Source organism: Pseudomonas bohemica (assembly GCF_002934685.1).
Taxonomy (GTDB): Bacteria; Pseudomonadota; Gammaproteobacteria; order Pseudomonadales; family Pseudomonadaceae; genus Aquipseudomonas; species Aquipseudomonas bohemica.
This window is the reverse complement of record NZ_NKHL01000120.1, coordinates 334,618-349,329: the sequence shown is the minus strand read 5'-3', so window position 1 is coordinate 349,329 and position 14,712 is coordinate 334,618. Positions and strand designations below refer to the sequence as shown.

The window sequence follows — 14,712 nt, the reverse complement described above, 5'->3', positions numbered from 1 at the left end:
AGCCGTAAACCATTAATTGCAATCGAAAAAAAAGAGCCCCGAAGGGCCCTTTTCTCTACCGCCTGAGCGATATGCGATTAAACGCCCGACGCCTTGGCGGCTGCCACGTCTTTAATTGACAGCTTGATGCGACCACGGTTGTCGACGTCCAGTACCAGTACTTCGACCTCCTGACCTTCTTTGAGGATGTCGGTCACTTTCTCGACGCGAGCATCGCTCAGCATGGAGATGTGAACCAGACCGTCCTTGCCCGGCAGAATGTTGACGAAAGCGCCGAAGTCGACGATGCGCTCGACCTTACCAACGTAAATCTTGCCGATCTCGGCCTCTGCGGTGATACCCAGAACGCGCTGACGTGCCGCTTCAGCCGCTTCCTTGGTTTCGCCGAAGATCTTGATCGAGCCATCGTCTTCGATGTCGATCGAAGCCTTGGTTTCTTCGCAGATGGCGCGAATGGTTGCTCCACCTTTACCGATGACGTCACGGATCTTGTCGGTGTCGATCTTCATCGCGATCATGGTCGGAGCGTTTTCCGACAGCTCGGTGCGCGACTGACCGATGATCTTGTTCATCTGGCCGAGGATGTTCAGGCGAGCTTCCAGGGCCTGGCCCAGGGCGATCTCCATGATCTCTTCAGTGATGCCCTTGATCTTGATATCCATCTGCAGCGCGGTGACGCCATTGGCGGTACCGGCCACTTTGAAGTCCATGTCGCCAAGGTGGTCTTCGTCACCCAGGATGTCGGTCAGAACAGCGAACTTCTCGCCTTCTTTAACCAGACCCATGGCGATACCGGCAACCGGCGCCTTCATCGGCACACCAGCGTCCATCAGAGCCAGGGAAGCGCCGCAGACCGAAGCCATGGAGCTCGAACCGTTGGACTCGGTGATTTCCGATACGACACGGATGGTGTACGGGAACGCGTCAGCGGCTGGCAGCATGGCCTGAACCGAACGACGGGCCAGACGGCCGTGACCGATTTCGCGACGACCAGCGCCACCCATGCGACCACACTCGCCCACCGAGAACGGAGGGAAGTTGTAGTGCAGCATGAAGGGGTCTTTCTTCTCGCCTTCGAGGGTGTCGAGCAGCTGTGCATCACGCGCGGTACCCAGAGTGGCAACCACCAGCGCCTGAGTTTCGCCACGGGTGAACAGTGCCGAACCGTGAGTCTTGGGCAGAACGCCAACCTCGATGTTCAGCGGACGCACAGTGCGGGTGTCGCGACCATCGATACGTGGCTTGCCGTTGACGATGTTTTCGCGAACGGTGCGGTATTCGATTTCACCGAAGGCTGCTTTGACTTCGGAAGCCGTCGGGCTGCCTTCTTCAACAGCCAGCTTGGCAACGACTTGATTCTTCAGCTCGCCCAGGCGAGCGTAACGGTCGGCCTTGACGGTGATGGTGTAGGCCTCGGAGATGGCAGCGCCGAATTCGGAACGGATAGCGCCCAGCAGTTCGGTGGCCTCAGCCTGAGGAGCCCAGGTCCAGGTTGGCTTGGCAGCTTCGGCGGCCAGCTCTTTAACGGCCTTGATGACCGACTGGAATTCGTCATGGGCGAACAATACGGCGCCCAGCATCTGGTCTTCGGTCAGCTCTTTGGCTTCGGATTCAACCATCAGCACCGCTTCTTCGGTACCGGCAACGACCATGTCCAGGCTCGACGCCTTCAGTTGCTCGTAAGTCGGGTTCAGCAGGTAGCCGGTGCTTTCGTGGAAAGCTACGCGAGCGGCGCCGATCGGGCCGTCGAAAGGGATACCGGAGATCGCCAGAGCGGCCGAGGTGCCGATCATCGCAGCGATGTCCGGATCGGTTTTCTTGCTGGTGGAAACGACGGTGCAGACAACCTGCACTTCGTTCATGAAGCCTTCGGGAAACAGTGGACGGATCGGACGGTCGATCAGACGCGAAGTCAGGGTTTCCTTTTCGGAAGGACGGCCTTCACGCTTGAAGAAACCGCCTGGGATCTTGCCGGCAGCGTAGGTTTTTTCTTGGTAGTGAACGGAAAGTGGGAAGAAGCCTTTGCTGGCGTCCGCTTGTTTGGCGCCGACCACAGTCACGAGCACGGTGACGTCGTCGTCAACGGTGACCAATACTGCGCCAGAGGCTTGACGGGCGATGCGGCCTGTCTCCAGGGTTACGATCGATTGACCGAATTGAAACTTCTTGATTACCGGGTTCACGGTTTCCTACCTTCTTTGTGGCTCTTGGGGGAACTGGTTTCTTGCGAATTCTTGGGCAGCGAGGGGAATCGGACCCTTCGGCAGTCCAGATACAACTAGAGGCTGGGAGCCTGCCAGGAACCGTCGATTGAATCGATGGAACATGACAGACAACCAACCTCTATCTGAGTCGTTATTAGCGACGCAGACCCAGACGACCGATCAGGGCGCTGTAACGGCTAACGTCCTTACCTTTCAGGTAATCCAGCAGCTTACGACGCTGGTTTACCATACGGATCAGACCACGACGGGAGTGGTGATCTTTACCGTTGGCCTTGAAGTGGCCTTGCAGTTTGTTGATGTTGGCGGTCAGCAGTGCAACTTGCACTTCTGGCGAACCAGTGTCACCAACAGCTTGCTGGTAGTCGGTTACGATCTGAGCTTTTTCTTCAACGCTGAGTGCCATGTGGGCATTCCTTTTATCAGGAAACCAATCCAGGGAGAGGTTTCAACAGGCCGAGAGCAGACTCTCGTATTAAAAAGTGAGGAGTGACCATGCCTGTTAACAGCCATCCTCATACTGCCATGCCAGGAAACCCTGTCACGACAGCTTCGGTCACTCTGACCGAATCAGCCGACGCGGCGCAATGCGTCCGTCTTCGCTCACTTCACCGATCCCGATGAAGCGTCCTTCATGATCCTGCACCCGCACCATGCCGGAGTTCGGCGCATCGGGGGCCCGAACTGGCTGACCATGCAACCAGTAAAACGAACTGTGCTCGGAAAACTTCAACAGCGGCCAATCCTGCAAGCCGCTGTCGGAAGGCATCAGGAAGCGATCAACCGCCTCGTTACCGCCTTCGGCGTGTACTGCTTCCAGCTCTTCCAGCGTTACCGTCTGGGCAAGACCGAAAGGACCCGCTTGTGTACGACGCAATTCGGCAACGTATGCACCACAGCCGAGTTTTTCACCGATATCCTCCACCAGGGTACGAATATAGGTGCCCTTGCTGCAGTCAACGGCCAGGCGTGCGGTCTCGCCTTCGCTCGCCAATAATTCCAGGCGCGCAATAGTAACAGAACGTGCTTCGCGCTCCACCACTTCCCCTGCTCGAGCCAGCTTGTACAGCGGCTGGCCATCACGCTTGAGGGCGGAGTACATCGGTGGTATCTGACTGATTTGCCCACGAAAATCGGGCAATACAGCTTCGATATCAGAGCGACCAACGGTCACCGGACGAGTTTGTAACACTTCGCCTTCGGCATCCGCCGTGGTGGTGGTTTTGCCCAATTGCATCAGGGTTTCGTAACCCTTGTCGGAATCGAGCAGATACTGAGAGAACTTGGTTGCCTCGCCGAAGCACAGCGGCAGCACGCCGGTGGCCAGCGGATCGAGGCTACCGGTGTGGCCGGCCTTTTCCGCATTGAGCAACCAGCGAACCTTCTGCAAGGCCGCGTTGGACGTGAACCCCAATGGCTTGTCGAGCAGGATGATGCCGCTGACGTTGCGGCGAATACGCTTGACCTGGGCCACGCCGTTACTCCTCCGAGCCGTCTTGCTTGGCAGAAGTGTCGTGCTGACCGTCTTCGGCCACCGCGCGTTCGATCAACGCCGACAGATGCGCACCACGAACAACGCTTTCGTCGTAGTGGAAGTGCAACTGAGGCACGCTGCGCAGCTTCATTTCCCGCGCCAGTTGCATGCGCAGGAAACCGGCTGCCGAGTTCAGTACCTTGATGGTCTGAGCAATGTCTTCGGCGTTGTCCTGCCCCATCACGGTGATGAAAATCTTCGCGTGGCCCACGTCGCGGCTGACATCGACTGCGGTGATGGTGACCAGACCCACACGCGGGTCTTTCACTTCGCGACGGATCAACTGAGCCAATTCGCGCTGCATCTGATCGCCGATACGTTGAGTACGGCTGTATTCTTTTGCCATGTCTTGTTACCTGTCACTGACCCACTGCAAAAGCCGTGCGGTCTGAAAGCGGCAAACGCCCGGCCTGGCAGAAGCCGGACCGGGCGTTGCGTTTAGAGTCCATGACGGGCGCTGGGCATTTGCATGCGACGCCTGCCATGACTCCTGAAGCTCGCGGTTTAGAGGCTGCGAGCCACTTGGACCTTCTCGAAGACTTCGATCTTGTCACCGACCTTGACGTCGTTGTAGCTCTTGACGCCGATACCGCATTCCATGCCGGCACGTACTTCGGAAGCGTCATCCTTGAAGCGGCGCAGGGATTCCAGCTCGCCTTCGAAGATAACGATGTCTTCACGCAGTACACGGATTGGACGGTTACGGAACACGACACCTTCGATGACCATGCAACCGGCGATCGCACCGAATTTCGGCGAGCGGAATACGTCGCGAACTTCGGCGATACCCAGGATGTTCTCCCGGACGTCACTGCCAAGCATACCGGTGAGGGCTTTCTTGACGTCTTCGATGATGTCGTAGATGACGTTGTAGTAACGCATGTCCAGACCTTCCTGCTCGACGATCTTGCGCGCGCCAGCATCAGCACGCACGTTGAAGCCGAACAGGACCGCGTTGGAAGCCAGCGCCAGGTTGGCGTCGCTCTCGGTGATACCACCGACGCCGCCGCCCACTACACGTACTTGTACTTCGTCGTTGCCCAGGCCATTCAAAGCGCCTTGCAAAGCTTCCAGAGAACCACGGACGTCGGATTTGAGGACGATGTTGAGCGTCTTCTTCTCTTCCTGACCCATATTCTCGAAGATGTTTTCCAGCTTGCCGGCGTGAGCACGGGCCAGCTTCACTTCGCGGAACTTGCCTTGACGGAACAGAGCCACTTCGCGGGCTTTCTTCTCGTCAGCCACAACGCTCATCTCGTCGCCAGCGTCCGGTGTACCGTCCAGGCCGAGGATCTCGACCGGGATGGACGGACCGGCTTCCTTAATAGGCTTGCCGTTTTCGTCGAGCATGGCGCGAACGCGGCCGTAGTTGGAGCCGACCAGAACCATGTCGCCCTGACGCAGCGTGCCGTCCTGAACCAGAACGGTCGCAACTGGACCACGGCCCTTGTCCAGGCGCGATTCAACCACGACACCACGGCCAGGAGCCGATGGCGTAGCGACCAGCTCAAGCACTTCAGCCTGCAGCAACACGGCTTCGAGCAGCTCGTCTACACCGGTACCGACTTTCGCCGAAACAGGTACGAACGGTGTATCGCCACCCCATTCTTCGGACGTCACGCCATGAACCGACAGTTCACTGCGGATGCGGTCCAGGTCAGCGCCCGGCTTGTCGATCTTGTTCACGGCCACTACCAGCGGAACACCAGCAGCCTGTGCATGTTGCACGGCTTCGATGGTCTGCGGCATCACGCCGTCGTCAGCAGCGACAACCAGGATCACGATGTCGGTCGCCTTGGCACCACGAGCACGCATTGCGGTAAACGCGGCGTGACCAGGGGTGTCGAGGAAGGTCACCATGCCACGATCGGTTTCCACGTGGTACGCACCGATGTGCTGGGTAATACCACCGGCTTCGCCAGCGGCGACCTTGGCACGACGAATGTAGTCGAGCAGCGAGGTCTTACCATGGTCAACGTGACCCATGACGGTCACGACCGGCGCACGAGGAACCGTCTCACCTTCGAACTTCAGGGACTCGGCCAAGGAATCTTCCAGGGCGGTGTCGCTGACCAGGGTCACTTTGTGGCCCAGTTCTTCGGCGACCAGCTGGGCAGTTTCCTGATCCAGTACCTGGTTGATGGTGGCTGGAGTACCCAGCTTGAACATGAACTTGATGATTTCAGCGGCTTTGACCGACATCTGTTGAGCGAGATCGCCCACAGTGATGGTCTCGCCGATCTTCACTTCACGAACCACAGGACCGGTAGGGTTCTGGAAGCCGTGAGCATTGCGTTTCTTCAGCTTGGCCTTGCCACGACCACCGCGACGGAAGCCATCGCTTTCTTCGTCGGTAGTACGTGGAGCAACCCGTGGCGCAGGCGCCTTTTCCTTGACCGAAGCGCGATGCGGAGCGTTCTTACGCTCGCCATCACCACCACCGCCGCGACGATTGTTGTCATCGTTGCGTGGTTTGTCAGGGCGGCGAGGTTCGTCCTTCTTGCGCTCGGCAACCGGTGCAGGTGCAGCGACAGGCGCCTCCTGGACAGGCTGGGCAGCGACTTGCGGAGCCGGTTCGGCAACAGGCGCGCTGGCAGCGACAGCGTCGGCAGCTTGCGGGGCAGCAGCAGGCTGACGGCGCGCTTCTTCTTCGGCACGCTGACGGGCTTCTTCTTCAGCCTTTTGACGCGCGGCATTTTCTACCGCACGACGCTCTTCCTGCTCACGCTTGCGCTCGGCTTCGATTTCTTCCGGGCTGCGCTGTACGAAGACCTTCTTTTTACGCACCTCAACGCTGATGCTTTTACTGCCAGCAACGCGCAGGGTACTGGTGGTTTTACGCTGCAAAGTGATCTTGCGCGGTTCTTCCACTTTAGCCTTGTGGCCGCTTTTCAGGTGCGTCAACAGGGCTTGTTTTTCGTTATCGGTCACAACTTGCTCGGCGGCGGTGTGCGGCAGACCTGCCTCACGCATCTGCTGTAACAGGCGCTCTACCGGTGTGTCGACCGTTTTGGCCAGTTCTTTCACCGTGACTTGCGTCATGCACTTCTCTCCTCAGGCCGCATCTACTTACTCGAACCAATGGGCTCGGGCGGCCATGATCAACTTGCCGGCACGATCATCGTCAATGCCGTCGATGTCGAGCAGATCGTCAATAGACTGCTCGGCCAGGTCTTCGCGGGTAATTACGCCGCGCACCGCCAGTTCCATCGCCAAATCCTTGTCCATACCCTCAAGCGAGAGTAGGTCTTCGGCCGGATGGGCGTCTGCCAGCTTTTCCTCAGTAGCGATGGCTTTGGTCAACAAACGATCCTTGGCGCGAGCACGAAGCTCGTTGACGATGTCCTCGTCAAAGCCGTCGATGTTGAGCATTTCTTCCAACGGTACGTAGGCAATCTCTTCCAGGCTGGTGAAGCCTTCGTCTACCAGTACCTGAGCGAGTTCTTCGTCGACTTCCAGCTCGTCGATGAAGTTGCGCAGGATGTCACCGGTTTCCGCTTGCTGCTTGGCCTGGATGTCCGACTCGGTCATCACGTTCAAGGTCCAGCCAGTCAACTGACTCGCCAGACGCACGTTTTGACCACCGCGGCCAATCGCCTGGGCCAGGTTGTCTGCGCCTACAGCGATATCCATGGCGTGGGCGTCTTCATCAACGATGATCGCTGCCACTTCGGCAGGCGACATGGCGTTGATAACGAACTGTGCCGGGTTGTCGTCCCACAGCACGATATCCACACGCTCGCCGCCCAACTCGCCGGAAACAGCCTGGACACGCGAACCGCGCATTCCGATGCAAGCGCCTTGCGGGTCGATGCGTTTGTCCTTGGAGCGAACTGCGATCTTTGCACGCGAACCAGGATCACGAGAGGCAGCCATCACCTCGATGAGACCTTCGGCAATTTCCGGAACTTCAATCCGGAACAGCTCGATCAGCATTTCCGGCGCTGTACGCGACAGAATCAACTGAGGGCCACGGTTTTCAGTGCGGATCTCTTTGAGCAATGCACGAACGCGGACACCTACGCGGAAAGTTTCCCGAGAGATGATGTCTTCACGCGCCAGCAGAGCCTCGGCATTGTTACCCAAGTCGACGATGACATTGTCTCGTGTAACTTTTTTAACAGTACCGGAAATGATTTCGCCCAGACGCTCACGATAAGCGTCCACGACTTGGGCGCGCTCGGCCTCGCGAACCTTCTGCACAATGACTTGCTTGGCAGTCTGGGCAGCGATACGGCCGAACTCGATGGACTCGATCTTTTCTTCTACGACGTCGCCAACGTTGGCGCCCGGATGAGTCTCGGCAACCTTGCTCGGCCAGGTTTCGATGGCCGGATCATCAAGATCGTCTTCTTCAACGACTGTCCAGCGACGGAAAGTCTCGTATGCGCCCGTGTGGCGATTGATTTCCACACGAAGGTCAACTTCGTCTTCGAAACGCTTTTTAGTGGCCGTGGCCAGAGCTATTTCAAGCGCTTCAAAAATCACACCGGCCGGTACGCCTTTTTCATTGGATACCGACTCAACAACCAGCAGTACTTCTTTGCTCATCGTACGCCTCGCCTTTCGCAAGCCATTGGATCCGCGGGATCCGCGTCTCAGTCAAACGTGGGAATAATGTTGGCTTTGTCGATCAGATCGATCGGCAACAGGTATTCGTGGTCATCCACTTGCACCACGACGTCCTGCTCCTCCACCCCGCGGAGAAGGCCTTGAAAGTTGCGTCGACCGTCGAAGGGCGAACGCAGCTTTATCTTCACTTGTTCCCCGGCAAAGGATGCAAACTGCTCGATCGTGAACAGCGGGCGTTCCATGCCAGGAGAAGAAACTTCGAGTGTATATTCGGAGCTGATCGGATCTTCTACGTCCAGAACACCGCTGATCTGACGGCTGACGATGGCACAATCGTCCACCAGCACGCCGCCCTCTTTATCGATATAAACGCGCAACATTGAGTGACGACCCTGGGCCGAGAACTCGATACCCCAGCATTCATAGCCAAGGGCCACGACCACCGGGGCCAGCAAGGCCTGCAACTGTTCTAGCTTGCTCGACACCTGAACCCCCTCGTGCATGCTGTGCAAATAAAAAATGGGCAAAGCGCCCATCATGAAAAAACGCCGTTGAACAGCGGCGTAATAAAGTGTCCAGCTAACAAAAAGCCCCTGAAAAGGGGCTCGGCTAAAACTGGTTGCGGGGGCTGGATTTGAACCAACGACCTTCGGGTTATGAGCCCGACGAGCTACCAGACTGCTCCACCCCGCGACAAAGCTGGGGCGGAAGTATACGACCGATCCCGATTTGGGTCAATCCACCACACCCACCTACAAGAAAGCCCGCTACTGCGGGCTGACTTGTTAATTGGTACCGAGAAGGGGACTCGAACCCCTACACCCTATGGGCACAACCACCTCAAGGTTGCGTGTCTACCAATTCCACCACCTCGGCATTACAACTCTTTTTGCAGCCCCAATACCGACTGCGAATCCTGTGTTACTTCTGTTCTGGAGCGGCAGGAACGTCAGCTGGAGCAGCGGCTGGTTTCTGTTGCCCTTCCAGAACCGGAACATCATCTGTCGCCGGTTTTTGTTTAACTTCCAACACTGCTGGATCTGGCAAACCTACTTGAGTCAGCTGATGAGCTTTCTCTTTAGCAAAGTAACCTAACCCCAAGCTGGTTATGAAGAAACAGGCGGCAAGTATAGCAGTAAACTTACTAAGAAAGGTAGAGGAACCTTGGCCTCCGAAGACAGTATTTGATGCACCTGCCCCAAACGACGCGCCAGCGTCCGCACCTTTACCCTGCTGCAGCAATACCAGAGCAACAACGCCCAGCGCACCCAGCAGATGAAGAACGACTACGACTGTTTCCAGCATTTTTTCAGTTTCCCGCGGCGCGAATGATCGCACCGAACTCATCTGCATTCAGGGAAGCTCCACCAATGAGCCCCCCATCGATATCCGGCATGCCGAACAGTTCGACCGCATTGGCCGCCTTCACGCTGCCGCCATATAGAAGCCGCACACCTTGCGCGACTTCAGAATTCTCTTTCGCCAACTGCGCACGAATGGCTGCGTGCACTTCCTGCGCCTGTTCCGGCGAGGCTGTCAGTCCGGTGCCAATGGCCCAGACCGGCTCGTAAGCAATTACCGCATTCACGAAAGCATCGATACCCAGCTCTTCGATGATGCTGTCGAGCTGCTGCCCGACGACCTCAAGCGTTTTGCCGGCCTGGCGCTGCTCAAGGGTTTCACCAATACACAGCACCGGCGTAAGGCCACAGGCCTGGGCCGCCGCAAATTTGCGGTTCAGGACTTCATTGCGCTCGCCCATGATCTGGCGACGCTCCGAATGACCCACAAGCACCAGTTTGCAACCCGCATCGGCCAGCTGAGTCGGCGAAATCTCACCGGTCAGCGCACCCTGTCCCGCTTCATGTGCGCTGTTCTGCGCACCGACCGAAATCGAATGCCCTTCCAGGCAGTCGACGACGAAACCGATATGAAGACTTGACGGAAACACCGCTACGTCGACATCGCTCGGGAGGACCATGTTCGCAAGGCCCTCGACCAGCTCAGCGACGCTGGCGCAGGTACCGTGCATCTTCCAGTTACCAGCTACCATAGGGCGACGCATGCTGTACCTCGTCGGTCAAAGTGGGCGCAGATGTTACCCAACAGTTTCAACACTGGCAAGCCGAAATCAGGCGCAAACTTCAGCGACCAGTTTTGCCAGTTCATCGGCATAGCCAGCGACCACGGTTTCATCCTCGCCTTCGACCATAACGCGCACCAGAGGCTCTGTGCCGGACTTGCGCAACAACACACGACCACGACCGCCCATGGCCGCCGTCACGCGATCACAAGCCTCCTTGACCGCCGGGTGCTGAACCGGGTCCACACCACCGCCTTCGAAACGCACGTTGACCAGCACTTGCGGGCATTTCTTCAACCCCTGACGCGACTCGGCCAGGCTCTGTCCCGAGCGCTTAAGCGCCAACAGCACCTGCAGCGCGGCGATAATCGCATCGCCCGTAGTAGTGTGCTGGAAACACACGACATGACCGGAGTTCTCGCCACCCACTTGCCAGTTACGGTCCAGCAGCTCGGCAATGACGTAGCGGTCGCCGACATTGGCTCGCACGAACGGAATATTCAGCTCTGCCAGCGCAAGCTCCAGACCGAGATTGCTCATCAGAGTCCCGACGACGCCACCCTGCAAGCGTCCTCGCTCATGCAAGTCACGGGCGATGATGTAAAGCAACTCGTCACCGTCGACGATCGCACCGGTGTGATCGACCATCAGCACTCGGTCGCCATCGCCGTCGAAACCGATGCCCAGGTCGGCCCTCTCCGCCACGACTGTCGCCTGCAGGTTGCCCATGTGGGTCGAGCCGCAGTCATCGTTGATGTTAAGGCCGTTAGGCGCGGCGGAGAGCACCGTGACTTTCGCACCCAACTCGCGAAACACGTTCGGCGCGACTTTATAGGTCGCGCCGTGCGCGCAGTCGACGACCAGCTTGAGGCCGGCAAAATCAGTGCTGCTCGGTACGCTGCTTTTGCAGAACTCAATATAGCGACCCGCCGCATCGTTGATCCGCGAGACCTTGCCGAGCTTTTCGGACTCGGCGACAGTCATCGGCGTGTCCAGCAGTTCCTCGATCATCATCTCGATTTCGTCCGGCAGCTTAGTGCCCTGCCCCGAAAAGAACTTGATGCCATTATCGTGATGCGGGTTGTGCGATGCGCTGATGACGATTCCTGCCTCGGCATGGAACGTACGCGTCAGATAGGCGATTGCAGGAGTTGGCATCGGGCCGAGCAACATCACGTCGGCACCGGCGGCGGACAGGCCAGCCTCCAGCGCGGATTCGAACATGTACCCAGAGATGCGCGTGTCCTTACCGACCAGGATCCGACAGGCGCCCATCTTGCGGAACGCCATGCCTGCCGCCCAGCCGAGCCTGAGCATGAAATCGGGGGTGATCGGAAATTGACCGACTCGACCGCGAATGCCGTCGGTTCCGAAATATTTTTTCTTGGTCATGAGTACTCCCAACTTCTTATTGTGCCGATTCGACGGCGGCAATCATCCGCACCACGTCGACAGTTTCCGCAACATCGTGCACGCGTAAAATTCTTGCACCCTGGATCATGGCCATCGCGGCCAGAGCGAGCGCGCCGTAAAGGCGTTGGTCTACTGGTTTGTCGAGCACCTTGCCGATCATGCTTTTGCGCGACACGCCAACCAGCAGCGGCCGGCCCAGCACGTGCAGGGCTTGCATATGCTTGAACAGGCTCAAGTTGTGATCAAGCGTTTTGGCGAAGCCGTAGCCCGGATCAAGGACGATTTTTTCAGCCGGGATACCGGCGGCGATGCAAACGTCCATTCGCTCCCGAAGAAATGAAGTCACCTCGCCCACCAGATCGTCGTAGCGCGGATCGTCTTGCATATCTGTCGGTTCGCCGCGCATGTGCATCAGACAGACCGGCAAGCCGGTCGCCACCGCTGCGTCCAGCGCGCCATCACGACGCAAAGAGCGCACATCATTGATCAGGCCCGCGCCGAGCCGAGCACTCTCGCGCATGACCACAGGTGTCGAAGTGTCCACCGAGATGACCACATCGAGTTCGCGATTGATCGCTTCGACAATAGGCGCAACGCGCTCCAGCTCTTCGATTGGAGAAACCGCACGCGCACCAGGACGGGTGGACTCACCGCCCACGTCGATCAGAGTCGCGCCCGCCGCCACCATCGCCTCGGCATGGCTCAAGGCGAGATCGCGCTGGGCGAAACGACCACCATCGGAGAACGAATCAGGGGTGATATTGAGGATTCCCATGACATGTGTCCGGGATAAATCAAGAACCCGGTTGCCGCAAGGCAACCGGGTTGGGTACAGCGCAGGAGTCATGTCAGGCCTTAGTGGTCAGCGGCGGGACCGCCGATCGGTGTTTCCGGGCGCGGACCGACCGGAGCGGTTGGCGTGCCGGAAGCACCGGAGCCACCTTCCCAATCGCGCGGTTCGCGAGGGGTGCGTCCCGCCATGATGTCGTCGATCTGTTCGGCGTCGATGGTTTCGTACTTCATCAACGCATCGGCCATCGCGTCAAGCTTGTCGCGATTGTCGGTGAGGATCTGTTTCGCCGTGCCATAGCACTGATCAATGATGCTACGAACTTCCGAATCGATCAGGCGAGCAGTATCGGCCGACAGGCTGGCGTTCTGACCGCCACCACCGCGACCCAGGTAACCGCCATCTTCCTCTTCGGAATACATCAGCGGGCCAAGCTTCTCGGACAGGCCCCACTTGGTAACCATATTCCGAGCAATCTGGCTCGCTCGCATGATGTCGTTGGACGCGCCGGTAGTGACCCCGTCAAAGCCCAGAGTCATCTCTTCAGCGATACGACCACCGTACAACGAGCAGATCTGGCTGATCAGCGCACGCTTGGACAGGCTGTAGCGATCTTCCTCAGGAAGGAACATCGTGACACCCAGTGCACGACCGCGCGGAATGATCGAAACCTTGTACACCGGATCGTGCTCAGGCACGACGCGACCGACAATAGCGTGGCCCGCTTCGTGATAAGCAGTGTTCTGCTTCTCTTTCTCGGACATGACCATGGATTTGCGCTCGGCGCCCATCATGATCTTGTCTTTTGCCAGTTCGAATTCTTTCATCTCGACGATGCGCTTGCCGACGCGAGCTGCAAACAGCGAGGCTTCGTTAACTAGGTTGGCCAGGTCGGCACCCGAGAATCCGGGGGTACCACGAGCGATGACGGCAGCATTGACGTCGTCACCCATTGGCACCTTACGCATGTGCACTTTCAGAATCTGTTCACGGCCGCGGATATCCGGCAGACCCACCACCACCTGACGGTCGAAACGACCTGGACGCAACAGCGCAGGGTCGAGAACGTCTGGTCTGTTGGTCGCAGCGATCACGATGATGCCGTCGTTCATTTCGAAGCCGTCCATCTCTACCAGCAATTGGTTGAGAGTCTGCTCACGCTCATCATGACCACCGCCCATGCCAGCGCCACGATGGCGACCGACGGCGTCGATTTCGTCGATAAAGATGATGCAAGGCGCGTGCTTCTTGGCTTGTTCGAACATGTCACGGACACGGCTTGCACCAACACCCACGAACATTTCAACGAAGTCGGAACCCGAAATGGTGAAGAACGGCACTTTCGCCTCACCGGCAATCGCCTTGGCGAGCAAGGTTTTACCAGTACCCGGAGGACCGACCATTAGCACACCGCGCGGGATACGGCCGCCCAAACGCTGGAACTTGCCCGGATCTCGGAGAAATTCGACAAGCTCACCGACCTCTTCCTTCGCCTCGTCGCAACCTGCGACGTCAGCCAGGGTGGTCTTCACCTGATCTTCGGAGAGCAGACGCGCCTTGCTCTTGCCGAAGCTCATCGGCCCGCCCTTGCCTCCCGCGCCACCTTGCATCTGGCGCATGAAGAACATGAAGACGGCAATGATGACCAGAATCGGGAAGCTGGCTACCAGCAACTGAGTCCAGATGCTCTGCTGCTCAGGCTGCTTGCCTTCGATCACGACGTTGTTGTCGACCAGATCACCGATCAGCCCGTTGTCTTGAATCGCCGGACGAATGGTCTTGAAGGTGTCGCCGTCGCTGCGTTTGCCCGTGATGACATAACCGTCCACGGCAACCTTCTCGACCTTGCCATCCTTCACCTGCTGGATGAACTCAGAATAGTTGAGGGTCTGCGGCTCGTTCGGGCTGGAGAAGTTGTTCATCACGGTCACCAGGACCGCAGCGATGATCAACCACAGGATCAAGTTCTTTGCCATATCGTTCAATTAGCTACCCTCTGAAGCAAGCTCCACGCTGGAGCGTGCCTCGCATGATATTCACCGGCCTAACTTACTACAGATCCTACAGGTGTGGCAGGCGGCGTCTGTAACCCTTTGTG

General features: G+C 58.0%; 12 protein-coding genes and 2 tRNA genes. All 14 read right to left on the bottom strand.

Going from position 1 to position 14,712, the window contains the following annotated elements:
• Positions 1 to 77 precede the first annotated feature (77 nt).
• The 14 genes from pnp to ftsH all read right to left on the bottom strand — a co-directional run bounded on the left by pnp (position 78) and on the right by ftsH (position 14,590).
• Positions 78 to 2,183, bottom strand: coding sequence for a polyribonucleotide nucleotidyltransferase (gene pnp, locus CE491_RS27345; protein WP_110951426.1), 2,106 nt, complete (start codon positions 2,181 to 2,183; stop codon positions 78 to 80).
• Between the two features lie 175 nt (positions 2,184 to 2,358).
• Entirely contained in the window at positions 2,359 to 2,628 is a 270-nt protein-coding gene (gene rpsO, locus CE491_RS27340) for a 30S ribosomal protein S15 (RefSeq protein ID WP_002555121.1), read from the bottom strand.
• Between the two features lie 150 nt (positions 2,629 to 2,778).
• A complete protein-coding gene (gene truB, locus CE491_RS27335) occupies positions 2,779 to 3,696 on the bottom strand; it encodes a tRNA pseudouridine(55) synthase TruB (protein WP_110951425.1) in 918 nt (305 codons plus the stop codon).
• A 4-nt stretch (positions 3,697 to 3,700) separates the two neighbouring features.
• Positions 3,701 to 4,102, bottom strand: coding sequence for a 30S ribosome-binding factor RbfA (gene rbfA / locus CE491_RS27330; RefSeq protein ID WP_110951424.1), 402 nt, complete (start codon positions 4,100 to 4,102; stop codon positions 3,701 to 3,703).
• A gap of 158 nt (positions 4,103 to 4,260) precedes the next feature.
• Positions 4,261 to 6,798: a translation initiation factor IF-2 gene (gene infB / locus CE491_RS27325; RefSeq protein ID WP_110951423.1), complete on the bottom strand. Its 2,538-nt coding sequence runs from the start codon at positions 6,796 to 6,798 to the stop codon at positions 4,261 to 4,263.
• A 27-nt stretch (positions 6,799 to 6,825) separates the two neighbouring features.
• On the bottom strand, positions 6,826 to 8,307 hold the full coding sequence (gene nusA / locus CE491_RS27320) for a transcription termination factor NusA (protein ID WP_110951422.1): 1,482 nt from the start codon (positions 8,305 to 8,307) through the stop codon (positions 6,826 to 6,828).
• Between the two features lie 47 nt (positions 8,308 to 8,354).
• Positions 8,355 to 8,813 carry a ribosome maturation factor RimP gene (gene rimP, locus CE491_RS27315; RefSeq protein ID WP_199885276.1) on the bottom strand — a complete coding sequence of 153 codons (459 nt, stop codon included), beginning with the start codon at positions 8,811 to 8,813 and terminating at the stop codon, positions 8,355 to 8,357.
• Between the two features lie 131 nt (positions 8,814 to 8,944).
• Positions 8,945 to 9,021 (bottom strand) — tRNA-Met (locus CE491_RS27310).
• Between the two features lie 97 nt (positions 9,022 to 9,118).
• Positions 9,119 to 9,204 (bottom strand) — tRNA-Leu (locus CE491_RS27305).
• 45 nt (positions 9,205 to 9,249) lie between these two features.
• Positions 9,250 to 9,633, bottom strand: a complete 384-nt coding sequence (gene secG / locus CE491_RS27300) for a preprotein translocase subunit SecG (protein WP_110951420.1) — start codon at positions 9,631 to 9,633, stop codon at positions 9,250 to 9,252.
• Positions 9,634 to 9,637: 4 nt separating this feature from the next.
• Positions 9,638 to 10,393 (bottom strand): triose-phosphate isomerase, encoded by a 756-nt coding sequence (gene tpiA / locus CE491_RS27295; RefSeq protein ID WP_110951419.1) that lies wholly within the window; start codon positions 10,391 to 10,393, stop codon positions 9,638 to 9,640.
• Positions 10,394 to 10,459: 66 nt separating this feature from the next.
• Positions 10,460 to 11,803: a phosphoglucosamine mutase gene (gene glmM / locus CE491_RS27290; RefSeq protein ID WP_110951418.1), complete on the bottom strand. Its 1,344-nt coding sequence runs from the start codon at positions 11,801 to 11,803 to the stop codon at positions 10,460 to 10,462.
• Positions 11,804 to 11,819: 16 nt separating this feature from the next.
• On the bottom strand, positions 11,820 to 12,671 hold the full coding sequence (folP, locus tag CE491_RS27285; protein WP_110951417.1) for a dihydropteroate synthase: 852 nt from the start codon (positions 12,669 to 12,671) through the stop codon (positions 11,820 to 11,822).
• A gap of 8 nt (positions 12,672 to 12,679) precedes the next feature.
• Entirely contained in the window at positions 12,680 to 14,590 is a 1,911-nt protein-coding gene (gene ftsH / locus CE491_RS27280) for an ATP-dependent zinc metalloprotease FtsH (RefSeq protein WP_093464327.1), read from the bottom strand.
• Positions 14,591 to 14,712 lie beyond the last annotated feature (122 nt).